The 21,594-nt window shown below is 71.7% G+C and carries 20 protein-coding genes; 10 read left to right on the forward strand and 10 right to left on the reverse strand.

Going from position 1 to position 21,594, the window contains the following annotated elements; all coding sequences use genetic code 11:
* Positions 1-147 precede the first annotated feature (147 nt).
* Together ACFZDL_RS32175 and ACFZDL_RS32180 are read left to right on the forward strand one after the other, a co-directional pair.
* On the forward strand, positions 148-819 hold the full coding sequence (locus tag ACFZDL_RS32175) for a GntR family transcriptional regulator (protein ID WP_353594774.1): 672 nt from the start codon (positions 148-150) through the stop codon (positions 817-819).
* Complete coding sequence (locus ACFZDL_RS32180) at positions 816-2,111, forward strand: MFS transporter (protein ID WP_353594773.1); 1,296 nt, start codon at positions 816-818, stop codon at positions 2,109-2,111. Before ACFZDL_RS32175 ends, ACFZDL_RS32180 begins: the two co-directional genes overlap by 4 nt.
* Positions 2,112-2,191: 80 nt before the next feature.
* On the opposite strand, the gene ACFZDL_RS32185 is transcribed toward ACFZDL_RS32180, so the two are convergent.
* Together ACFZDL_RS32185 and ACFZDL_RS32190 are read right to left on the reverse strand one after the other, a co-directional pair.
* The gene (locus ACFZDL_RS32185; protein WP_353594772.1) at positions 2,192-3,016 is read right to left on the reverse strand and encodes a maleylpyruvate isomerase family mycothiol-dependent enzyme; all 825 of its coding nucleotides are present in this window, start codon (positions 3,014-3,016) and stop codon (positions 2,192-2,194) included.
* A gap of 208 nt (positions 3,017-3,224) precedes the next feature.
* A complete protein-coding gene (locus ACFZDL_RS32190) occupies positions 3,225-4,259 on the reverse strand; it encodes an NlpC/P60 family protein (RefSeq protein WP_353594771.1) in 1,035 nt (344 codons plus the stop codon).
* Positions 4,260-4,433: 174 nt separating this feature from the next.
* On the opposite strand from ACFZDL_RS32190, the gene ACFZDL_RS32195 reads away from it, so the two are divergent.
* The 3 genes from ACFZDL_RS32195 (at position 4,434) to ACFZDL_RS32205 (ending at position 8,210) form a co-directional block, all read left to right on the forward strand.
* Positions 4,434-5,228, forward strand: coding sequence for a YwqG family protein (locus tag ACFZDL_RS32195; protein WP_353594770.1), 795 nt, complete (start codon positions 4,434-4,436; stop codon positions 5,226-5,228).
* A 338-nt stretch (positions 5,229-5,566) separates the two neighbouring features.
* Complete coding sequence (locus ACFZDL_RS32200) at positions 5,567-6,262, forward strand: hypothetical protein (protein WP_353594769.1); 696 nt, start codon at positions 5,567-5,569, stop codon at positions 6,260-6,262.
* 103 nt (positions 6,263-6,365) lie between these two features.
* On the forward strand, positions 6,366-8,210 hold the full coding sequence (locus ACFZDL_RS32205) for an NHL domain-containing thioredoxin family protein (protein ID WP_353594768.1): 1,845 nt from the start codon (positions 6,366-6,368) through the stop codon (positions 8,208-8,210).
* Positions 8,211-8,255: 45 nt separating this feature from the next.
* Here ACFZDL_RS32205 and ACFZDL_RS32210 read toward each other — a convergent pair whose 3' ends face one another.
* From ACFZDL_RS32210 to ACFZDL_RS32220, 3 genes are all read right to left on the reverse strand, one after another.
* Positions 8,256-8,999, reverse strand: a complete 744-nt coding sequence (locus tag ACFZDL_RS32210) for an XRE family transcriptional regulator (RefSeq protein ID WP_353594767.1) — start codon at positions 8,997-8,999, stop codon at positions 8,256-8,258.
* Positions 9,000-9,187: 188 nt separating this feature from the next.
* The gene (locus tag ACFZDL_RS32215) at positions 9,188-10,174 is read right to left on the reverse strand and encodes a hypothetical protein (RefSeq protein ID WP_353594766.1); all 987 of its coding nucleotides are present in this window, start codon (positions 10,172-10,174) and stop codon (positions 9,188-9,190) included.
* A gap of 353 nt (positions 10,175-10,527) precedes the next feature.
* Positions 10,528-11,475 carry an NADP-dependent oxidoreductase gene (locus tag ACFZDL_RS32220; RefSeq protein ID WP_353594765.1) on the reverse strand — a complete coding sequence of 316 codons (948 nt, stop codon included), beginning with the start codon at positions 11,473-11,475 and terminating at the stop codon, positions 10,528-10,530.
* A gap of 118 nt (positions 11,476-11,593) precedes the next feature.
* On the opposite strand from ACFZDL_RS32220, the gene ACFZDL_RS32225 reads away from it, so the two are divergent.
* Positions 11,594-12,010, forward strand: coding sequence for a helix-turn-helix domain-containing protein (locus tag ACFZDL_RS32225; protein WP_353594764.1), 417 nt, complete (start codon positions 11,594-11,596; stop codon positions 12,008-12,010).
* 9 nt (positions 12,011-12,019) lie between these two features.
* On the opposite strand, the gene ACFZDL_RS32230 is transcribed toward ACFZDL_RS32225, so the two are convergent.
* From ACFZDL_RS32230 to ACFZDL_RS32245, 4 genes are all read right to left on the reverse strand, one after another.
* Entirely contained in the window at positions 12,020-12,241 is a 222-nt protein-coding gene (locus tag ACFZDL_RS32230; RefSeq protein ID WP_353594763.1) for a hypothetical protein, read from the reverse strand.
* A 186-nt stretch (positions 12,242-12,427) separates the two neighbouring features.
* Positions 12,428-13,180, reverse strand: coding sequence for a DUF4232 domain-containing protein (locus ACFZDL_RS32235; protein WP_353594762.1), 753 nt, complete (start codon positions 13,178-13,180; stop codon positions 12,428-12,430).
* A gap of 144 nt (positions 13,181-13,324) precedes the next feature.
* Positions 13,325-15,340 (reverse strand): BTAD domain-containing putative transcriptional regulator, encoded by a 2,016-nt coding sequence (locus tag ACFZDL_RS32240; RefSeq protein WP_353594761.1) that lies wholly within the window; start codon positions 15,338-15,340, stop codon positions 13,325-13,327.
* 1 nt (position 15,341) lies between these two features.
* Positions 15,342-16,634: a M18 family aminopeptidase gene (locus ACFZDL_RS32245; protein WP_353594760.1), complete on the reverse strand. Its 1,293-nt coding sequence runs from the start codon at positions 16,632-16,634 to the stop codon at positions 15,342-15,344.
* Between the two features lie 220 nt (positions 16,635-16,854).
* On the opposite strand from ACFZDL_RS32245, the gene ACFZDL_RS32250 reads away from it, so the two are divergent.
* Together ACFZDL_RS32250 and ACFZDL_RS32255 are read left to right on the forward strand one after the other, a co-directional pair.
* On the forward strand, positions 16,855-17,559 hold the full coding sequence (locus ACFZDL_RS32250) for a TNT domain-containing protein (protein ID WP_353594759.1): 705 nt from the start codon (positions 16,855-16,857) through the stop codon (positions 17,557-17,559).
* Between the two features lie 6 nt (positions 17,560-17,565).
* Complete coding sequence (locus ACFZDL_RS32255; protein ID WP_353594758.1) at positions 17,566-17,940, forward strand: hypothetical protein; 375 nt, start codon at positions 17,566-17,568, stop codon at positions 17,938-17,940.
* A gap of 49 nt (positions 17,941-17,989) precedes the next feature.
* Here ACFZDL_RS32255 and ACFZDL_RS32260 read toward each other — a convergent pair whose 3' ends face one another.
* Complete coding sequence (locus tag ACFZDL_RS32260) at positions 17,990-19,816, reverse strand: acyl-CoA dehydrogenase (protein WP_353594757.1); 1,827 nt, start codon at positions 19,814-19,816, stop codon at positions 17,990-17,992.
* Positions 19,817-19,976: 160 nt separating this feature from the next.
* Here ACFZDL_RS32260 and ACFZDL_RS32265 point away from each other — a divergent pair, with 160 nt between their 5' ends.
* Complete coding sequence (locus tag ACFZDL_RS32265) at positions 19,977-20,474, forward strand: SseB family protein (protein ID WP_353594756.1); 498 nt, start codon at positions 19,977-19,979, stop codon at positions 20,472-20,474.
* 111 nt (positions 20,475-20,585) lie between these two features.
* Positions 20,586-21,557: a pirin family protein gene (locus tag ACFZDL_RS32270; RefSeq protein ID WP_353594755.1), complete on the forward strand. Its 972-nt coding sequence runs from the start codon at positions 20,586-20,588 to the stop codon at positions 21,555-21,557.
* Positions 21,558-21,594: the final 37 nt, after the last annotated feature.

The raw sequence follows: 21,594 nt of genomic DNA on the forward strand, positions 1-21,594 counted from the left end.
GGGGCTGAGCCCAGTGCTCAACCCGGGGCTCGGCCCCAACCCCGTACGGCCCGGCTGCCTCTCGCGGCCGGGCCGTCGGCATGACGGCCTTGTCCCATATCCCGGACGGCCCATGCCACGCATACGTGTTGTATCTATGATGTGCGCATGGCCTCCGCCCCTGTCCCCGTCAGCCCGACCGCCAAACAGCCACCCGCCGCCGAGCGCGTCTACGCGCATGTCAAACAAGCCGTCCTCGACCGCCGCTACGAGGGCGGCACCCTGCTGACCGAGGGCGATCTCGCCGAGGCCGTCGGCGTCTCGCGCACACCCGTGCGCGAGGCCCTGCTCCGGCTCGAGGTCGAGGGGCTGCTCAAGCTCTACCCGAAGAAGGGCGCCCTGGTGCTGCCCGTGTCCGCGCAGGAGATCGCGGACGTCGTCGAGACCCGGCTGCTGGTCGAGCGGCACGCCGTCGCCAAGGTCGTCCCGGCCGGGCCGAGGCTGCTCGCCCGGCTGGAGGAGCTGCTGGAGGAGCAGAAGGAGTACGCGGCGGCCGGGGACCTGAACGCCTTCGCGGTCGCCGACCGGTGCTTCCACGCCGAGATCGTACGGGCCGCGGGCAACGGCATCCTGGCGCATCTGTACGACCAGCTGAGGGACCGCCAGCTGCGGATGGGCGTGGCCACCATGCACGCCGAGCCCGACCGCATCGCCAAGAACATCACCGAGCACACCGAGATCCTGACCGCCCTGCGCTCCGGCGACGCCACGGCCGCCGCCGGGCTGGTCGAGCGCCACATCAGCTGGGTGAACAACCTCGCCCGGGGTGAGGAGCGATGAGCGGGCTCCGGCTGCCCGGCGATCCACCCGGCGGGCGGCGCGCCGCCGCCGTCTGGGGCATCGGGGTCGCCGTCTACTTCATGGCCATCACCTACCGCACCAGCCTGGGCGTGGCCGGCCTGGACGCCGCCGAGCGGTTCCACATCAACGCCTCGGCGCTGTCGACGTTCTCGATCCTCCAGGTGCTCGTTTACGCGGGCATGCAGATACCCGTCGGCCTGATGGTCGACCGGCTGGGCACCAAGAAGGTGCTCACGCTCGGCGTCGTGCTGTTCACCGCCGGCCAGCTCGGTTTCGCGCTCTCCCACTCGTACGGCTTCGCGCTGGCCTCCCGCGCGCTGCTCGGCTGCGGCGACGCCATGACCTTCATCAGCGTGCTGCGGCTGGGCTCGCGCTGGTTCCCGGCCCGCCGCGGGCCGCTGATCGCGCAGGTCGCCGCGTTGTTCGGAATGGCGGGCAACCTGATCTCGACCCTGGTGATCGCCCAGGCGCTGCACACCCTCGGCTGGACCCCGACCTTCGCGGGCAGCGCGATCGGCGGCGCGGTCGTCCTGGTCCTGGTGCTGGCCTTCCTCAAGGACCACCCGGAGGGGTACGAGCCCGTCCCGGCCACCCACTCCGGCGCCGCCTTCGTCCGCCGGCAGATCGCCGCGGCCTGGCGCGAGCCGGGCACCCGCCTCGGCATGTGGGTGCACTTCACCACCCAGTTCCCCGCGATGGTCTTCCTGCTGCTGTGGGGGCTGCCGTTCCTGGTGGAGGCCGAGGGGCTGTCCCGTGCGTCCGCCGGTGAGCTGCTGACCCTGGTGGTGCTCTCCAACATGGCGGTCGGCCTGGTCTACGGACAGGTCATCGCCCGGCACCACGCGGCCCGCGCGCCGCTGGCCCTCGGCACGGTGGGGGCCACCGCGCTGCTGTGGGGCGCCGTGCTGGCCTGGCCCGGCGACCACGCGCCCATGTGGCTGCTGATCATGCTGTGCGCCGTGCTCGGCGCCTGCGGACCCGCCTCGATGATCGGCTTCGACTTCGCCCGCCCCGCGAACCCGCCGGAGCGTCTTGGCACCGCCTCGGGCATCGTCAACATGGGCGGCTTCACCGCCTCGATGACCACCCTGCTGGCCATCGGCGTGCTGCTCGACGCGACCGGGGGCAACTACCGCGCCGCATTCGCCTCGGTGTTCGTCCTCCAGGCCCTCGGCGTGACCCAGGTGCTGCGGCTGCGCGGGCGGGCGCACCGCCGGGAGCGCGAGCGCGTCGTCGCGAGCCGCGTCGAGGCGGTGCACGTACCGGCGTGACGGTGACCGTGACCGTGGCTGTCCCGCTCGTCCCCTGGGGAACGCGTACGCCCTGAGGCCTTTCGAGGCCCCGGGGCGCCTCAGGCCGTGACGGCGAAGTGGGCCAGGATCGCGTCGGCCAGCTGCTGATCGCCCTCGATCTTCAGCTTGTCGGCGACCGCCTCCGGCCGCACCCGCCCGCACGCCAGGCGCAGATACGTCTCCCAGTCCACCGCGATCGTCACGGTCGGCCCCAGCGAGACGCTGCCGTCGATGGTGGCCCGGCCGTCGGCGCCCACCCGGACCGTGCGCATGAACTCCAGCGGGCCGCTCACATCGAAGACCACCGCCGAGCCGGGCGCCGCGCCCGCGTCCTCGGCGACCACCTTCGGAAGCGCGGCCAGCAGCCGGTCCCGGACGATGATCGCGCCCGGCGAGTCCAGATTGCCCGGCTTCCCGAGCGCCCGCCGCAGGTCCTGCTCATGCACCCACACGTCGAAGGCCCGCGCGAGCAGGGCCTTCTCCAGGGTCACCTCGCCCCCGCCGTACCAGCGCACCATGGTGTCCGGCTGGCGCTTCTCGTTCCGCAGCTGCCGGCTGCGGCGGATGATGGTGTAGTCCAGCTCGGAGGTCATCTCCGGCGCGGTGTGGCAGCGCCGTACGTCGACCTGGACCTCCATGTAGCGCGCTTGCTCGCTGGTGACGTGGAACAGGTCGCGCGGCAGCGAGTGGATCGGGCGCGGATCGCCGAGCATCTCGGTCTCGAGGCCGATGACATGCGAGACCACGTCGCGCACCGACCATCCTGGGCACTCGGTGGCCCGGTTCCACTCCCCTTCGACGAGCGGATTCACCAACTCGAATATCGCTTCGACGGAATGGGTCCAGGCGTCGATGGAAGTCTGCAGGCTGGGATGGACGGTCACGGGACCCCTCGGGCGGTTCGTACGCGGGCTGGGTGCTTGTGTGTGCGTTTAAGTTACGCTGCGCACGAGCACCCCGGGAGTGCTTTCGGCTCTGATCGTAGGCCCGGATCGGCCGCTCGGTCGCTGAGAGCGGTGGTAGGGTGCGCACCTCCCCGCCGCAGATCCGGATGAATCCGGACAGGTCGCTGGAAATCCATCGAGCGGTACCTCAGTTGGCGATGTGACGGTATCCGGTGACCTGCCCCGCCGATGGCAGGGGCGCCACCCGGACGGTGAGGCCGGTGCCCGGGGAGTGGATGACCTTGCCGCCTCCGATGTAGAGCGCGACATGGCCGCCGTGGTTGGACAGGACCAGGTCGCCGGGGCGCAGCGCGGCCCGGGTGGTCTCCTTACCGGCGTAGCGCTGCTGCCAGGTGGTGCGGGGGATGCTGACCCCGGCGGCCTGCCAGGCCCGCATGATCAGGCCGGAGCAGTCGTAACTGCCGGGGCCGGTGGCGCCCCAGACATAGGGCTTGCCGAGTTGGGCGCGGGCGAAGGCGACGGCCTTGGCGGCCCGGCCCGTGCCGTGCGGCTCGGGGTGCTTCTTGGCGGGCTTCTTGACGTGCTTCTTGACGTGCTTCTTGACGGGCTTCTTGGCGGGCTTCTTCGGCTGCTTCTTGGTGTCCTTCTTGGTGGTCTTCTTACCGCCGTCGTCAGCGTCGTCGGTGCCGCCGTGCTCGCCGTCGGCCGGCGCCGGACGCTCGACGGTGTCCCCCGTGACCGTCCCGGGCAGGTTCAGGGTGTCGCCCGCGTAGATGAGGGTGGAGCTGCCCAACTCGTTCAGCTGCTGCAGCGTCCTGACGGTGGTGTGGTTCTTCTCGGCGAGGCCGTACAGCGTGTCGCCGGAGACCAGCACCACCGTCGTCGGCGCGGCGGGCTCCACCGTGCCCGGGCGGTCGTCGGCGCCCCGGTCGTCCTTCTGGTCCTTCGGCTGCTCGGCCGGGGTCTTCGCCTCGGCCGGCGGAGCCAGGGTCACCTGCTCGGAGGGGGCGGGCGACTGCGCGGAGGCCCGGGCGCCCGGCCCGTGCAAGGCCAGCAGAGCCCCCGCCAGGATCGCCAGGACGGTCAACACCGCCAGGGCGCCAGTGCGCACCGCTGCCCGCGCCACCACGGCCAGCGACCCTCGCCGCGCGGCGCGCGGCTTGGCGTGGGCGGCCGATGACGACCCGGTGCGGCGCTTGGCGGCCCCTGTGTGCTCTCCCATCACAACCTCCTTCGCGGGCCCCTGGCTCGGGGCATGAAAGGGAGGCTGCTGGGGCGCGGGGGTGTCCGGCAACGCGTGGGCCGTCTGGGACAGTCCGGATCTGTCCGCACAGGTCAGGCCCTCTTCGGGCAGCCGATCCCGCCGACTGTCGGAGGGAGTTGGGACCATCCCGGCATGCGATTCGACGACCCCTCCGAGATGCGCCGAGAGTGCACCGAACGGCTCGGCGAGCAGGCCGGCCGGCAGTTCGCCGCCATGGCCCGCCGTGGCTTCCGACTGGAATCCCCCACAGACGACGCTCCGGCCACCGGCCGCTGCCGGCTCGGCGGCCCCGCCCTGCTCGAACCGGGCACCCCCTGGCCCGAAGTCGGGGGCATCCCGCTCTCCTTGCACGCCGTCCTCGACACCGACGCCCTCGCCCCCTGGCTCGGGGACGAACTGCCCACGCGGCCCGGCCTGCTCAACTTCTTCTGCCTCGACCCGGACCTGCCGTACCAGGAGTACTCGAGGCTGGACGACGAGCCCGAGGCGTGCCGCGTCATACCCGCCGATCCGGCACGGGCGGTCGAGACCACCGCCCCCGCACCGGCGCGGAGCTATCCGGCCACCCCCGTCCACGCGGCCGGGGTGGTCATGCTCCCGGACGCCTGGGACGTCGAGGACCGCGACGTCGAGTTCGACCGGGACGAACACTGGGGCGCGGCCTCGCTCATCCTCGACGCGATGGGCGACCTCAACGGCAACACCTCCGGCAGCCACTGCGCCTTCGGCTGGCCCGACACCTCGTACGCGTTCTGGGTGACCCGCCGCGACGCCGACGGCCCGGCTGTCCATCTGCTCCAGCTGCCGGAGGACTCGGAGCTCGGATGGGGCTGGGGCGACTCCGGGACGATGTACTTCACGATCCCCGCGAAGGCCTTCGCGGCGGGGGACTTCAGCAAGGCCCAGGCGGAGATGCGCTGCTGCTGAACCCCGCCCCTGGACGGCCGCCGTCGTCGCCGAGATCCCGTCCGGTCGCCCCGACCGGACGGGATCTCGGCTTTGCGTGGCCTGTCCCCACGACCCCGACGCGAGCCCGGACACCCAAGCTGACCTGCGCAGACGATCCTGGACGGGCCCGGACGCCGGAAACCGTTGCCGGACGTGCCGGACACCCCGAGGCTCTTGCCCATCGCCCCGCACCGCCGGGCGGCGCCCCGTCGAAGGCGCCGCCCGGGTGCTGCCGGGCCCGCCTTGCCGCTCACCGGTGTCGACGACCGAAGGCAGGCGCGACAGGAGCCTCATTCCTTGGACACAGGAGCATCAGCATGCGCATCACACGAGCCGGGCGCACCCGCAACCTGGTGGTCGCGGCCCTCGCCGGCAGTCTGCTCGCCGGCGGCGCGGCGGTCGTCGCGGGCGACGACCTCTTCACCACCGACGCCTCCGCGAAGCCCACCGACATCGTCGCCAACGCGGCGGCGGCGAAGTCGTCGAAGCAGTCCAAGAAGCAGGGCACGTCCTGCTGGACCGGCGCGCGGGAGGTCAGGAACAAGAAGTTCGTCAAGACCGTCTACGAGTGGCCCGACACCCCCGACTACGTGCAGAGCATGCCGGGTCCGGCGAAAACCACCTGGGAGTACAAGGTGGACCTCACCAGCAAGGTCAGCGCCACCCTCGGCATGAGCGAGGACGGGATCAGCGCCGGCCTGGGCTTCGAGATCAGCAAGACGCAGAGCAGGACCAAGAAGGTCGAGCTCAACCTGAAGGAGAAGGCGCACTATCTGGCCCGCGCCGGGATCGTCTACAAGCAGTACCAGTTCGACGTCTACGAGGAGCGGGGCTTCTGGAACTGGTACGGGGACTACCTCATCTGCCAGTCCTACCAGCAGCCCACCTGGGTGAAGAAGGGCAGCAGCACCGCCCTCAGGGCATGGACGGACACCTACCGGGTCAAGAAGGTCTCCAAGCGCGCGAACCAGCCGGCGGCCGTCCCCGCGTACCCCACGTACCAGACGGCGTAACCCACCGGGTGACGCCCGTGGGCTCGCCCTGGCCGGGCGAGCCCACGGCAACGCCCCAGGGGCGGGGAGCACCCACGGGCACACGAGTGGCACCCTTGACGTCATGACCAAGCGAGCCCGTGTCCGCGCCCCTGAGCTGCAAGGACGTACCTGGATCAACACCGGCGGCAAGGAACTGTCCCTCGCGGACTTCCGAGGCAGCATAGTGATCCTGGACTTCTGGACGTTCTGCTGTGTGAACTGCCTGCACGTCCTGGACGAGCTGCGCGAGCTGGAGGAGAAGCACCGCGACACCGTCGTGATCGTCGGTGTGCACTCGCCGAAGTTCGTCCACGAGGCCGAGCACCAGGCGGTGGTCGACGCCGTCGAGCGCTATGAGGTGCACCACCCCGTGCTCGACGACCCCGAGCTGGCCACCTGGAAGCAGTACGCGGTGAGGGCCTGGCCGACGCTGGTCGTCATCGACCCGGAGGGGTACGTGGTCGCCCAGCACGCGGGCGAGGGGCATGCGCACGCGCTGGAGAAGCTGGTGGCCGAGCTGGAGGCCGAGCACGGCGCCAAGGGCACGCTGCGGCGCGGCGACGGCCCGTATGTGCCGCCGGAGCCGGTCGCCACCGAGCTGAGGTTCCCGGGCAAGGCGCTGCTGCTGCCCGGCGGCACCTTCCTGGTCTCGGACACCACCCGGCACCAGCTGGTGGAGCTGGCGGCGGACGGCGAGAGCGTGGTGCGGCGGATCGGGGCCGGTGAGCGGGGGCTGGTCGACGGGCCCGCCGACCGCGCGCGGTTCAGCGAGCCGCAGGGGCTTGCGCTGCTGCCGGACGGCACGGTGATCGTCGCCGACACGGTCAACCACGCGCTGCGCTCCCTGGACCTTACGACCGGCGAGGTGCGGACCGTCGCCGGGACCGGGCGGCAGTGGTGGCAGGGGTCCGCGGCCGCCGGGCCCGCCCGCGAGGTCGACCTGTCCTCGCCCTGGGACGTGGCCTGGTTCGCCGACCGGCTGTGGATCGCCATGGCCGGCGTCCACCAGCTGTGGACGTACGACCCGGCGGACGGGACGGTGCGCGCGGCCGCGGGGACGACGAACGAGGGCCTGGTCGACGGGGAGGCCGCCGAGGCGTGGTTCGCCCAGCCGTCCGGGCTGGCCGCGGCCGGGGACCGGCTGTGGATCGCGGACTCCGAGACCTCGGCGGTGCGGTACGTCGAGCGGGACGGTCAGGGCGGCTTCGTGGTCCGCACGGCCGTGGGCACCGGGCTGTTCGACTTCGGCCACCGCGACGGCCCCGCCGACCAGGCGCTCCTCCAGCACCCCCTGGGCGTGACCGCGCTGCCCGACGGCTCGGTCGCGGTCTCGGACACCTACAACCACGCGCTGCGCCGCTTCGACCCGGCCTCCGGCGAGGTCAGCACCCTCGCCACGGATCTGCGCGAGCCGTCGGACGCCGTGCTGGTGGACGGGGACATCGTGGTCGTCGAGTCGGCGCGGCACCGGCTGACCCGGCTGCGGCTGCCCGAGGAGGCCGTACGCGTGGCGGCGGTGGCCCACCGCACCCAGCGGGCCGCCACCGAGATCGCCCCGGGGACGCTGCGGCTCGATGTCGTCTTCCAGGCCCCTGCCGGGCAGAAGCTCGACACCCGCTACGGCCCCTCCACGCGCCTGCTGGTCAGCTCGACCCCGCCCGGGCTGCTGGCCGAGGGCGAGGGGGCCGGTACGGACCTGAGCCGCGAGCTGGTGCTGGCGGACGGGGTGACCGAGGGCGTGCTGCACGTCTCCGCGATGGCCGCCTCCTGTGACGACACAGCGTCCAACAGCGGCTCCGCCGCGGGTGCCAACGAATACCCGGCCTGCCATGTGCACCAGCAGGACTGGGGCGTCCCGGTCCGGGTCACCGACGGCGGGGCGGCCAGGCTGCCGCTGGTGCTGGCGGGGATGGACGAGCCGTCCTGACGGGGTAGCCGTTCTGACCGGGTAGCCGTCCTGACGGTGTATGGGTCAGTCGGGACAGTTGGGAAGCTTGGTGTACTGCACCTCCTCCGGGTGGATCCGGATGCCCGGGACCCACATCCGCTTGCCGTCCTTGGAGACGCGGAACCACATGCTGCTGTGTCCGCCCGCCTCGTCGGTGACCGTGACGCCGTTGGCGATGCGGCAGTCGGCGCGCAGGACGTCGCCGTGCCACGCCCGGCCTACGATGTTCGCCGGGCGGTAGGCCATGTACGGATCGCGGGCCAGGCCCAGCGCGCAGTCACGGGTGCGCTTGTTCTGGCAGGCCCGCTCCGCGTTGTACACGGTGATCCCGGCATTACCCAGGTGCGCGGAGGCGGACGCGGGCAGCCCGTCATCGGACGACCGGAGGGCGATGACCGTGGCCGTGGCTCCGGCGATGACGACGGCCGTGCCCATCGCCGCGAGCAAAAGCCGCCGTCGGCTCCATGACGTCCGGTCCTCCGGGGACGGCGGCGGGGCGGCCGGCCCGGACGCGCCGTCCGTTTCCACGAGGGGCTCGGCCTTGTCGGCGGAGGTGGCCTCGTTGGCCCGGTGCAGCAGGTCCACCAGCGCGGGTAAACGGTCCTCGGCGGTGAAGGAGAGCTTGCCCCACTGGACCAGGAGCCGCTCGTCGGGGAGGCTCTGGCCACGCAGGTAGCGGGAGAGGGAGGAGCGGCTGGCCGGCAGCCGGTCCTCCAGTTCCTTGAGGCTCAAGCCGAGTTCGCCATGCATGTGGCGCAGTGCGGTCACGAATTTCCGCACTGGCTCGGCGAGGTTCTCGGGAAGCGGGGCGAGTGGCTTTCGTCGTGGGTTCTCGGAGCGATTCGGTTGTGCTGGCATGCCCTCATTGGAGCATCTTGATCATGAACATGCGGAGCGACACGTCCACCCCCCTCGGCGGACGTGTCGCTCGTTACAGGAACGGGATCAGGAGTGCATCAGTCCGCGAACTTCAGCGGCCGGTAGGGCTTGTACTCGCTGCCCGGCTCCAGTCCGTACCTCCGGGTCGTGTGATCCGTCCCGAAGTCGCCGCGCTGCTCGTACGACGTGTACGAGGTGTGGGCGGCGTCGTTCCACTTCTCGAACATCACGACGTGACGGGTGTTGTTGTTGCCGTTCGCGTCGATGAGCAGATCGCCGGGCTGGAGGTCGTTGAGGGCGATCGGCTTGGTGATGCTGGGGCTGGCGAGGCCCACGGTGTTGGTGCCGGGCGCCTTCAGGCCCAGCGCCATGGAGACGTAGCCCGAGCAGTCCTGGCGGTAGCCGTCCTTCCACATCCTGGCCTGGCTGTATGGGACCCGGGTGCCGTTGTTCGCCGTGAGCCAGGTGGACGCGCGCTGGAGCGTCTCGGCGCGAGTGCCGCCGGTCTGCGGCGGCTTCGGCGGCTCAGCACCGTTCTGCACGGGGACTCCGGGCAGCGAGTCCTCCGGGATGTCCACCGCGACGACGGTCACGAAGCCGTTGACCGGCTTGGTGATGTGCGCCATGTAGGTCGAGCAGGCGCCGTCCTCGCACACCCTCTTCCCGGTGTTCACCTGATAGTCGGCGCTGATGCGGTCCTGGCCCGGGGCGCCCTGGTTGAGCATGCCGACGGAAGGGGAGCTGAGATCGGCGGTCTGGTGGACCACCCAGCGCGTGCCCCAGGTGGGGAAGTCGGCGGCGGCGGCCGCCTTGGTGCCGAACTCCCCGGTCGTCGTCTTCAGCTTGGTGCCGGTGCTCTTGGCCTCGGTGTCGCGGCTGGCTTTCGTGTCGCTGCTCACGGCGCTCTTGTCGGCCGCCTTGCCGACCTTCGCGTCCTGGCCGCCGCTGTCGTCACCGCCTGAGCAGCCGACGAGTCCAGCGGCGCCGATGCCCGCCGCGGCGATCGTGGGAAGGAGCTTGTGCAGGAAGGTCCGGCGTCGGCCGGGGCCCGTGGAGTACGTCATGTCTGGAATCCCCCTGTGCGGAGCGCTGACTGGCCGTCGGCGCCGCTCGGTCGAGACCGCCGGGCCGGTCGGCCGCGGCGACGGAAACCACTCTCGGCCGAGTGGGAGGGGACTGTGGCGATCACGCTGTCCTATGGGATGTCCCATCCCGCCGCACCCTTGTGACCTGCTGGGACGTGGCAGGGGGCGGCCGGGAACGGGACACGGACGGTGGTGATGTGAGACATGACGAGACGTCCCCCGCCGCAGCGAGGGGCGTCCGGGGCGCGCAGCTGTCGGAGCCAGGGCCGGACGCGTCGCCTTTCTCGGGCGGGCTGCCACTGGTGCCGGTGAGGATGACGAAGACGACGCCGTCAGGGCGTGAGCACCAGCCGCCCGCGCAGACCGCCCGCCGCCACGCGGCGGTGGGCTTCCTGGGCCTGGTCGAGGGGGAGGGTGCCGGCCACGCGCAGGGTCAGGCGGCCGGCGGCGGCCAGCGCGGACAGCTGGGCGAGCGCCGTGCCGTCCGCCGCGATCCAGTGGTTGGCCGACCGAATGCCGCGCAGCCCGACGGGTGCGTCGGCGGCCACCGCGACGAACGCGCCCGCGTTCCGTACCGCCGCGAGCGCCGGCAGCCCGACGCCCGCCGCGTCCAGGGCCCCCGCCACGCCGCCCGGGACGACCTCGCGCACCGCCGCCGCCAGGTCCGGGGCGTCCCGCGCGACGAACCACTCCGCGCCCAGCCCCCGCACCGACTTCTCGTCCGCCGCGCCCGCGACGGCCACCACCCGCAGCCCGCGCAGCGCGGCCAGTTCGACCGCGAACCCGCCGACCGCGCCGGCCGCGCCCGTCACCAGCAGCGTCGCTCCGCTCGGCAGGTCCAGCGCGTCCAGCGACTGCCAGGCCGTCAGGCCGTTCAACGGCAGCGTCGCCGCCGCTTCCGCCGTCAGGCCTTCGGGCGCCGGGGCCACCGCCGTCGCGTCCAGGACGACGTACTCGGCGTAGGTGCCCAGCGACATGTCCAGCAGGTCGCGCAGCCCGACCACCGCCTCGCCCGGGGCGAACATCCGCACTCCGGGTCCGGTGGCATCCACCACGCCCGCGACGTCCCAGCCAAGACCGGTCTGGGCGCGCGGTGCCATCCGTCCGGCCGCGACCAGCGTCCCGGCGCGGGTCAGCAGGTCCACGGGGTTGACGGTCGCCGCCGCCACCCGGATCCGCACCTGTCCGGGGCCCGGCTCGGGCAGGGGCACCTCGGTGATCTCCACTGCCTCCGGCTCGCCGTACGCCCGTACCACGGCGGCACGCATCCGCTCGGTCATGGTTCCCAGCTCCTCACCTCGGTCGGGGGTTGACCACTCCCGCCCAACCTAGGGAGAGTTGCTCTCCTGAGGTAAGTACCTACCTGGAAGTGCCTAACCCACGCCGAGGAGAGCCACCGTGCCCACCCGCACCGCCGCTCAGCGCCGGGCCGAGGCCCGCATCGTCTACGACGCCTTCGTCGCCGAATGCCCCACCCGGCACCTCCTGGACCGCATCGCCGACAAGTGGGTCAGCCTCGCACTCGCCGCCCTGGCCGACGGCTCCCTGCGCTACGGCGAACTGTCCCGCCGCCTGGCCGGGGTCAGCCAGAAGATGCTCACCCAGACCCTGCGCAATCTGGAGCGCGACGGTCTGGTCACCCGGACCGTCACCCCTTCGGTGCCGGTCCGGGTGGACTACGCCCTCACCCCGCTCGGCGAGAGCCTGGCCGGGCTGATGCGGTCGGTCAAGGAGTGGGCGGAGGCGCACATGGACGAGGTCCAGAGCGCGCGGGCCGTCTACGACGGCGCCACCGGGGCGCCTGGCAGCGGCTGACGCCCGTCGCTATTCGTAGTAGCGCTGTTCCTCGACGACCGGCGCGGCCGGGCTCGGCGCCCTGGTGCGCCGGTGTTTGAGGACGCTGACGTAGGCCGTCATCCCGATGAAGCCGACGGCCATGAGGATCAGTCCGATGAGGTGGACGTTGAAGCCGTCGGTCTTCACGTCCACGGCGAAGGTGAGGATGGCCCCCACCGCGATCATTCCTATGCAACCGCCCAAGCCCATGGGTCGTGCCTCCGAACTGGATTGACTTCTTCGGGCTGGTCTCGAACGCGTACCCGGGTCGGCGGCGGCCAATCCGTTCCGGGCGATGCCCTGCGGGGGAAGCCGACGACCCCCGCCGCAGGGCAGCGGCGGGGGTCGTCGGGGCGGGAAGCCGGGGGGAGGCGGCTCCCCGGGTCTGTGGGCGCGTCAGTCGAGCGCGTTGGACAGGTCGCTCTGCCAGTACGTCACCTGGGCGGTGTCGTCGATGTAGACGGAGCCGCCGGGCAGTTCGACCGTCTTGGAGTCATCGGAGCCTTCGAGGAAGACCTCGAGGGAGGTGGCCTTGTAGCCGTTCTGGCCCGAGCCGTCGGCGGACGAGGTGCGGATGCCGGCGTACGCGGTCTCGCCGGGGGCGAGGGTGACCACGGCCTGCGGCTTGCTGTCCTCGTACACCGGGGTCGCGGCCTGGGCGTCCTCGCCGAACTTCAGGCGGGGGAAGCCGGGCATGTTGCAGTCCACACCCGCGTGGTTGTTGACCTCGAGCACCATGTAGTTCACCGGCCGCTGAACCGACTTGACGCCAACCGTCAGCTTGTTGATGTCGCAGGGGCCGATCTCCTGCTCGGAGTCGTCGGAGCCCGAGGAGCCACCGGAGCCCTTGGCGCCGTCCTTGGAGGACCCGGTCTGCTGGTTGCCGCCGCCCTTCTTCGCGTCGCTCGCGCCGCCCGTGGAGTCGGACCCGCCCGTGGAGTCGGTGCCACCGGAGCCCTTGGAGCTGGACGACTGGTCCGTCTGGCCGGCCGGGGCGGAGCTCGAACTGTCCGACTTGCCCTCGCTCTTGGTGCCGGTGCCCTCGCTGCTGTTGCAGGCGGTGAGGGTGAGGGCGGCGACGGCGGTCAGGCCGGCGGCGGCGAGGCGCAGGGTGCGGGCGCGGCGGGCGGCGAAGGTGGTGATCGACATGGTGGGCTCCCCCAGATGGGACTTGGCCGTTTCCGGTCTGTCTTTCTCGGTACGGCTCAAGCCTCTCGCCCCCCGCTGGCGTTCGGCTGCCGCGCCACTGCCGCGCGGCTGCCGAGCCGCTAACGTCCCACTAACGTCGCGCCCTCACCGCCCCCCTTCGCCGCTCTGCCCGTCCTCGCTGTCCTGGGCGAAGAGCTTCACCAGGTCGCTCATCACGTAGCGGTTGGTGGCCTCCTCGTCCAGCAGATGCATCTCCGCCAGCCGCTCCAGGCCGTCCTGGATCAGCTCGGGGTCCGCACCCGCCAGCGCGGCGGCCTCCGCGGTGTTGACCTCGCGGGCGAAGCCGGTGCCAAGCGTGCGCAGCAGCCGGGCGTCGTCCGCGGAGAGGCGCGCCACTGAGTTCCGCAGGGCCGCGGCGACCCCGGCGTCCTCGGCGGACAGCAGCGCGAGCCGCCGCCGCTCGTCGCGGAGCGCCGTGGCCAGCCGGGCCAGCCGCCAGCGCGGCCGGGACAGCAGCTGGGCCGAGGCCGCGCGCAGCGCCAGCGGCAGCCCGTCGCACAGGGCCACCAGCTCATGCGCGGCCTCCGGGTCCTCGGCGACCCGGTCGGGGCCGAGCAGGGCGCCGAGCAGGGCCACCCCGTCATCGGGCCCCAGCGCGTGCAGCCGTACGGGGCGGGCCGCGTCGGTGGCGATCAGCCCGTCGAGCCGGCTGCGGCTGGTGACCAGGGTGGCGCAGTGGGGCCCGCCGGGCAGCAGCGGCCGGACCTGCGCCGAGCTGCCCGCGTTGTCGAGCACGACCAGCAGCCGGCGGTCCGCGACGAGCGACCGGTACAGCGCGCCCGCCGCCTCCGGGGAGGGCGGAATGCGGTCCGCGGGCGTCCCCAGGGCGAGCAGGAATTCGCGCAGCACCTCGGCGGGCGCCGCCGCCTCACCGCCGCTGAACCCGCGCAGATCCGCGAACAGCCGCCCGTCGGGGAACGCGTCCGCCTGGACGTGGCCCCAGTACACGACCAGGCCCGTCTTGCCGACCCCGGCGGGCCCGGTGACGACCGTGATGCCGCCCTCCGGGGGGAGCCCGGTGGGGGCCGCGCCGTAGGCCGGGCCGTCCGGCTCGGCGGCGGGCAGGGTGAGCCGGGTCAGACCGGCCAGCTCGCGGTCACGGCCGAGGAAGCCGGCCGGGGGGCGGGGGAGCAGCTGCGGCCCGGACGCGGAGGGCCGGTGGGCGGCCTGGGCGGAGGCCTGGGGGTGGCCCTGGCCCTGCTCCGGAACCTGGCCCTGACCCTGCTCCGGAACCTGGGGGTGGCCCTGCGCGGGAGCCTGGGGGTGGCCCTGCGCGGGGACGTGACCCTGAGGCTGGGCCTGGGCCGGGAGGGGGGCAGGCGCGGTGGGCTCGGCGGCGCCGCGCGGGCGCCCCACCACGGGGGCGGCGCGCAGGATCTCCTCGTACGCGGTGCGCAGCCGCTCGCCCGGGTCCACCCCCAGGTCGTCGGCGAGGAGCTGCCGGGTGCGGTGGTACCAGGCGATCGCGTCCGACTGGCGTCCGATGCGGTACAGCGCCAGCATCAGGGCCGCGATGAGCCCTTCGCGCAGCGGGTTGGCCACGGCCACCGGGTGCAGTACGTCGGCCGCCTTCTCGTACTGGCCGAGCGCCCCGTGGGCGCGCGCCAGCGCCTCGACGGCGGTCAGCCGCCGCTCCTCCAGGGCGTGGGCCGCCGCGGCGAACGGCGGGCTGGGCACCGTGCCGGTGAGGGCCGGGCCGCGCCACAGGTCGAGCCCCTGGCGCAGCAGGTCCACGGCCTCCTCGGGAGCGGCCTCGGGGCGGGCGAGGGAGACCAGTTCGGAGAAGCGCTCGCTGTCGACGAGCTGTTCGGGCATGCGCAGCCGATAGGCGGAGCCGTGGGTGGTCAGCTCGACGCCGTAGGCGTCGGCTCCCGCCTCGGCGAGCGTCGCGCGCAGCCGCGAGACATGGCCCTGGATGACGGTGCGGGCGTGTTCGGGTGGTTCCTCCTCCCACAGACAGGTGATCAATTGCTCGACGGGAACGGTGGCGTTGGGCTGCAGGAGCAGCATCGCGAGCAGGCTGCGCCGCTTGACCGGGCCCAGCACGAGCTCTCCGGTGCCGGTGGTCACGGCCACCGGACCGAGTAGGGAGAAGTCCAACTCAGCCCTCCAGGAAGGCGGTCATCGCCCTGGTGAGCAGCTGCGGGTCCCGGGCGCCGCACAGCTCGCGGGCCGAGTGCATGGACAGGATGGCCGCGCCCACGTCGACGGTGGTGATGCCGTGCCGGGCGGCGGTGATCGGGCCGATCGTGGTGCCGCACGGCATGGCGTTGTGCGAGACGAAGGTCTGCCAGGGCACGCCCGCGCGCTCGCAGGCGGCGGCGAAGACGGCCCGGCCGCCGCCGTCGGTGGCGTACCGCTGGTTGACATTGACCTTGAGGATGGGGCCTCCGTTGGGGAGCGGGTGGTGGCCGGGCTCGTGTCGCTCGGCGTAGTTGGGGTGGACGGCGTGGCCGGTGTCGGAGGACAGGCAGACCGTGCCGGCGAAGGCGCGGGCCTTGTCCTCGTACGCCCCGCCGCGGGCGAAGACCGAGCGCTCCAGCACATTACCGAGCAGCGGGCCCTCGGCGCCGGTGTCGGACTGGCTGCCGTTCTCCTCGTGGTCGAAGGCGGCGAGGACGGGGATGTACGGCAGCTCGGGGCGGGTGGAGACGGCGGCGAGCGCGGCCGTGCCGGAGTGCACGGACAGAAGATTGTCCATCCGGGGGCCGGCGATCAGCTCCTGGTCCCGGCCGAGGTAGGCGGGCGGGTCGACGCTGTGCGCCATCAGGTCCCAGCCGCTCACCTCGGCGGCGGGGACCCCGGCGGCCTCGGCGACGAAGCGGATCAGAGCGCCCTCCTCCATGTCGCCGAGGCCCCAGATGGGTGTCATGTGGCGCTGCTTGTCGAGCTTGAGCCCCTCGGCGTTGACACCCCGGTCGAGGTGGACGGCGAGCTGGGGAACGCGCAGCAGCGGCCGGTCGACGGCCACCAGGTGGTGCGAGCCGTCCTTGAGGGTGAGCCGGCCGGAGATGCCGAGGTCGCGGTCCAGCCAGGTGTTCAGCAGCGCGCCGCCGTAGATCTCGACGGCGATCTGCCGCCAGCCGTGGGCGGCGGTGTCGGGAATCGGCTTGACCCGCAGATTGGGGGAGTCGGTGTGCGCTCCCACGATCCGGTAGGGGGTGGAGGGTCTCGCCCCGTCGGGCACGTACCAGGCGATGATCGCGCCGCCCCGCAGGACGTACTTGCCTCCCGCCCCGCCGTCCCAGGGCGCGGTCTCCTCGACCTGCCGGAATCCCACCTTCTCCAGCCGCTCGGCGGCACTCGCCACCGCGTGGTACGGCGATGGGGCAGCGGAGAGGAAGGACATCAGGTCGTCGGTATGGCCGCGGTCGAAGCCGGAGTGCGCGCTCATGTGAACAGCATAGATACGTGAACCGCCTGGAGCCCGTGTTCGATTAGGGCCTGTGGAAAACGGCTAAGAGCGTGCGGCGGGGGCTCGGCGGGGGGTGTTGCGGCTTCCGTGGGATCGTGCTGCGCCGATCAGATGAAGAACGGCAGCCCGGCGATAAGAAGGGCGTATTTCCTCTCATATCTCCTGTGATCGTGCAATAACGCACTAAAGGGGATATCGGATGCGCGCTCTACGTCACGTCCTCCTCGTCCTGGGAGCGCTCCTCCTGCTGTGCGCGGGCGCGCCGGCCGTGGCGCAGCCCACCGCCCCGGCCGCTGCCGCCCCGTACCCGAAGGAACCTGTCCCCTGCCCCACCACGGACCGGGTGGGGGCCCACACTCCCCCGCCGGCCCCGTTCCAGAGGTACTACGAGGACGACTGGCGGCTGGGCCCCGCGCAGCTCCCCCGGAGCGGGCCGATCGCCGAGATGCTCAAGGGCTGGGAGGGGGCACCTCCCAGCGGTAGCTGGGGGAGGTTGGACCACCTCTCGTCCACCGAGTTCCTCGGCTGCTACTGGGACGAGGACACCTCCGGCTGGTGGTTCCCGGACCCGGACGGCTGGGTGCTCATCAACGGCACGCCGCTGCACGTCACCGTCACCCTGCAGCCGGGGCAGAAGGTCGACCTCTTCGGCAGCGGCTTCGGCCACTTCCTGGCCCCGGCCGGTACGCCCTTCGCCGAGCGCGCGCTTCCGCCCAGCAGCCTCAATACCCTCGATCCGGCGTTCCCCTTCGGCTACCACCTCTACGAGGTCGTGCAGCCCTTCACGGTGGAGGCGGGGCCCATCAGGCCCTGGTTCGCCCAGCCGGGGGGCGGTCTGCAGTACCTCACGACTCCCTCGATCCCCCAGCTGGTCGCCGCCGGCAACCTCCGTCCCCTCAACTGACGCGCGGTGGACCGGCGGGAGCTCGTCCGGGCCCTGCGCGAGGAGCGGGTCCCGGACGCGCTGTACGACATCCCCGGTGTGCACGACATCCCCGTCCAGCCGGACGCCTACTACTTCCTGCGGCCCGCGACGGGCGGCTGGGTGGTGGGGCTGCGTGAGCGCTCCCAGGACCGCGATACGAGCTGGTTCCGTTCGGAGGACGCGGCCTGCCGCGATCTGCGGGCGAAGCTCATCCCGCCCCCGGCCCCCCTCCCGCCCGGGGGCGAGGGGATGGAGGACGTGCTCGCGCACAGCGAGGAGATCCAGCGGCAGGCATGGCACGACGTCGAACGCGCGCTGCGCGAGCGGAGGCGCGAGAGCGGCGGGGACGCGGACGCGTAAACGGTCGAGCCGGGTGCCCCGCGCGGGGCACCCGGCTCGATGAGAGGAATCAGAAGGCCTCCTCGGCCAGGTCCATCAGGGAGCCGTCGACGGACTCGGCCACGGCGCGCTGGACCGCGACGCCCGGCAGCACCTCCTGGGCGAAGAACTTCGCGGCCGCGATCTTGCCCTCGTAGAAGGACTTGTCCTTGGCCGAGGCGCCGGGCAGCTTGTCGGCGGCGATCGCCGCGCCCTTGACCAGCAGATAGCCGATGAACACATCGCCGGAGGCGAGCAGCAGCCGGGTGGCGTTCAGGCCGACCTTGTAGATGGAGGTGACGTCCTGCTCGGTGGCGGCGAGATCGGTGAGCATGGTGCCCACCAGCCCCTCCAGGTCGCCGGCGGCCTTGGCGAGCGCGTCGCGGGTGGCGGCAAGCTCCTCCCCGCCGCCGGCCTCGGCCAGGAACTTCTTGATCTCCTCCGAGATGACGGTCAGCGCCTGGCCCTGGTCCCGGACGATCTTCCGGAAGAAGTAGTCCTGCCCCTGGATGGCGGTGGTGCCCTCGTAGAGGGTGTCGATCTTGGCGTCCCGGATGTACTGCTCCAGCGGGTACTCCTGGAGGTAGCCGGAGCCGCCGATGGTCTGCAGGGACTGTGCCAGCTGCTCGTACGCCTTCTCCGAGCCGTAGCCCTTGACGATGGGCAGCAGCAGGTCGTTGAGGGCGTGGGCGGCGGAGGCGTCCTCGCCGGCGGCCTCCAGGGCCTGGATCTCGTCCTGGACGGAAGCGGTGTAGAGGACGAGCGAGCGCAGGCCCTCCGCGTACGCCTTCTGCGCCATCAGGGAGCGGCGCACATCGGGGTGGTGGGTGATGGTGACGCGCGGGGCGCTCTTGTCGGTGAAGGCGGCCAGGTCCGGGCCCTGGACGCGCTCCTTGGCGTACTCCAGCGCGTTCAGATAGCCGGTGGACAGGGTCGCCATGGCCTTGGTGCCGACCATCATCCGGGCGAACTCGATGATCTTGAACATCTGGCGTATGCCGTCGTGCTTCTCGCCGAGCAGCCAGCCCTTGGCCGGGCGGTCCGCGCCGAAGGTCAGCTCGCAGGTGTTGGAGACCCGCAGGCCCATCTTGTGCTCGACATTGGTCGCGTAGACGCCGTTGCGCTCGCCGAGCTCCCCGCTCTCCCAGTCGAAGTCGTACTTCGGGACGATGAAGAGGGACAGCCCCTTGGTGCCCGCGCCCGCGCCCTCGGGGCGCGCCAGCACGAAGTGGACGATGTTCTCCGAGAGGTCGTGCTCACCGGAGGTGATGAACCGCTTCACGCCCTCGATGTGCCAGGAGCCGTCCTCCTGGCGGACCGCCTTGGTGCGGCCGGCGCCGACGTCCGAGCCCGCGTCGGGCTCGGTGAGCACCATGGTGGCGCCCCACTGCTTGTCCACGATGTGCCGGGCGATCGCCAACTGCTCCTCGGTGCCCTCGTCGTGGAGCACGCCGGCGAAGGAGGGGCCGCAGGCGTACATCCAGATCGGGGTGTTGGAGCCGAGGATCTGCTCGGCGCAGGCCCACAGCAGCGAGCGCGGGCAGGCGGCTCCGCCGAGGTCCTCGGGGACGCCCAGGCGCCACCAATCGGCGTCCATGTACGCCTGGTAGCTCTTCTTGAAGGACTCGGGCAGCGGCGCGGTGTGGGTCTTCGGATCGAAGACCGGCGGGTTCCGGTCGGCGTCCGCGTAGCTTTCGGCCAGCTCGTTCTCGGACAGCCGGGAGATCTCGGAGAGCACGCTCTTGGCGGTCTCGACGTCCATCTCCTCGAACGGTCCCGTGCCGTACAGCTTGTCGCGCCCGAGCACCTCGAAGAGGTTGAACTCGATGTCGCGGAGATTCGACTTGTAGTGCCCCATGGCGAACAGCTCCGTAAGGCTCGGGAGGCGGCGGACCTCATCAATGGCATCGCGCGATCGATCGTCGACCGCCATGATGCTACCCGTGGGTAATAAAGGGCAACCCTCAATCGGGCAACTGTGACGCACTGCGCTTCGCCGACTCAGTACGCTTCTGCGCATGTACGGCTACGACCAGAACGCGAGCGCAGGGCAGGGTTACGCGGCGCCGCCGCCGCAGCCGGGGCAGCAGCCGCCTCTGTCGCACCACCCACAGCCGGGCGCCGGCTACGGCGAGCAGCCGCTGTATCCGGAGCCCTCCCCGCCGTCCCTGGCCGACGCGGTGCGCGCCTTCACCACCGGCTCGATGTCGGCCGAGGACTTCCAGCAGATCTTCGCGAGCTCCAAGGTCTACTGTCCGCGCGGTGACAACCCCGGGTTCCTCGCCCTGCACAACACCCAGCAGCCGGTGATCCCCATGTTCACCTCGCTCAAGGAGCTGCGCCGCTACGCCGGCAAGGAGTCCAAGTACTTCGTGATCACCGGCGCCGAGGTGATCGACCTGCTGCCCACCGGCTACGGCTTCGTCCTCGACATGGAGGGCGACCACCGGATGGTCTTCGACGCCAAGGCCGTGGAGCAGATGGTCGACTTCGCGATGCGCCGGATGTACGGCTGAGCGCTACCAGAGCCTCACTCTGTGTGCCCGGCCGCGCCGGGAAATAAAGACCCTCTTGCGGGTCGTTCACCCTTCAACTAAGTTGAACCTTGAACGACCGAGGAGGCCGTCATGCCAGCTGTGACCGTAGACAACCCGCTCACCCTGCCCCGCGTCGCGGCGCCCGCCGACGCCAAGCAGCGCCCCGTGCTCGCCGTCACCACCGCTCCCAGCGGTTTCGAGGGTGAGGGCTTCCCGGTGCGGCGTGCCTTCGCGGGCATCGACTACAAGCACCTGGACCCGTTCATCATGATGGACCAGATGGGCGAGGTGGACTACGCGCCGGGCGAGCCCAAGGGCACCCCGTGGCACCCGCACCGCGGCTTCGAGACCGTCACGTACATCATCGACGGGATCTTCGACCACCACGACTCCAACGGCGGTGGCGGCACCATCACCAACGGTGACACCCAGTGGATGACGGCCGGGTCCGGTCTGCTCCACATCGAGGCGCCGCCGGAGCACCTGGTCATGTCCGGCGGTCTCTTCCACGGCCTCCAGCTGTGGGTGAACCTGCCGAAGAAGGACAAGATGATGCCGCCGCGCTACCAGGACATCCGTGGTGGCCAGGTCCAGCTGCTCACCTCCCCGGACGGCGGCGCGCTGCTGCGCGTCATCGCCGGTGAGCTGGACGGTCACAACGGGCCCGGCATCACGCACACCCCGATCACGATGGTGCACGCGACGCTGGCGCCGGGCGCGGAGATCAACCTGCCCTGGCGTGAGGACTTCAACGGCCTCGCGTATGTGCTCGCGGGCCGCGGCTCTGTCGGCGCCGAGCGCCGCCCGATCCACCTCGGCCAGACCGCGGTCTTCGGTGCCGGCTCCTCGCTGACCGTGCGCGCGGACGAGAAGCAGGACTCCCACACGCCGGACCTGGAGGTCGTCCTCCTCGGCGGCCGGCCGATCCGTGAGCCCATGGCGCACTACGGGCCGTTCGTGATGAACACCCGCGTGGAGCTCCAGCAGGCGTTCGAGGACTTCCAGAAGGGCCGGCTCGGCACGATCCCCGCCGTGCACGGGATGTCCGAGGGTGGAATGTAAGGCTCGCCGGGACGACATACAGACGAGCCCCGTCCGG

It is taken from the genome of Streptomyces sp. NPDC007917, from assembly GCF_042959105.1.
GTDB lineage: Bacteria > Actinomycetota > Actinomycetes > Streptomycetales > Streptomycetaceae > Streptomyces.

Coding starts and splice junctions, on each gene's coding strand:
- ACFZDL_RS32220 (WP_353594765.1), bottom strand. CDS start 11,475: ATGACCGAGCGGATGCGTGCCGCCGTGGTACGGGCGTACGGCGAGCCG.
- ACFZDL_RS32175 (WP_353594774.1), top strand. CDS start 148: ATGGCCTCCGCCCCTGTCCCCGTCAGCCCGACCGCCAAACAGCCACCC.
- ACFZDL_RS32265 (WP_353594756.1), top strand. CDS start 19,977: ATGTACGGCTACGACCAGAACGCGAGCGCAGGGCAGGGTTACGCGGCG.
- ACFZDL_RS32205 (WP_353594768.1), top strand. CDS start 6,366: ATGACCAAGCGAGCCCGTGTCCGCGCCCCTGAGCTGCAAGGACGTACC.
- ACFZDL_RS32215 (WP_353594766.1), bottom strand. CDS start 10,174: ATGACGTACTCCACGGGCCCCGGCCGACGCCGGACCTTCCTGCACAAG.
- ACFZDL_RS32195 (WP_353594770.1), top strand. CDS start 4,434: ATGCGATTCGACGACCCCTCCGAGATGCGCCGAGAGTGCACCGAACGG.
- ACFZDL_RS32190 (WP_353594771.1), bottom strand. CDS start 4,259: ATGGGAGAGCACACAGGGGCCGCCAAGCGCCGCACCGGGTCGTCATCG.
- ACFZDL_RS32200 (WP_353594769.1), top strand. CDS start 5,567: ATGCGCATCACACGAGCCGGGCGCACCCGCAACCTGGTGGTCGCGGCC.
- ACFZDL_RS32250 (WP_353594759.1), top strand. CDS start 16,855: ATGCGCGCTCTACGTCACGTCCTCCTCGTCCTGGGAGCGCTCCTCCTG.
- ACFZDL_RS32270 (WP_353594755.1), top strand. CDS start 20,586: ATGCCAGCTGTGACCGTAGACAACCCGCTCACCCTGCCCCGCGTCGCG.
- ACFZDL_RS32230 (WP_353594763.1), bottom strand. CDS start 12,241: ATGGGCTTGGGCGGTTGCATAGGAATGATCGCGGTGGGGGCCATCCTC.
- ACFZDL_RS32260 (WP_353594757.1), bottom strand. CDS start 19,816: ATGGGGCACTACAAGTCGAATCTCCGCGACATCGAGTTCAACCTCTTC.
- ACFZDL_RS32235 (WP_353594762.1), bottom strand. CDS start 13,180: ATGTCGATCACCACCTTCGCCGCCCGCCGCGCCCGCACCCTGCGCCTC.
- ACFZDL_RS32180 (WP_353594773.1), top strand. CDS start 816: ATGAGCGGGCTCCGGCTGCCCGGCGATCCACCCGGCGGGCGGCGCGCC.
- ACFZDL_RS32245 (WP_353594760.1), bottom strand. CDS start 16,634: ATGAGCGCGCACTCCGGCTTCGACCGCGGCCATACCGACGACCTGATG.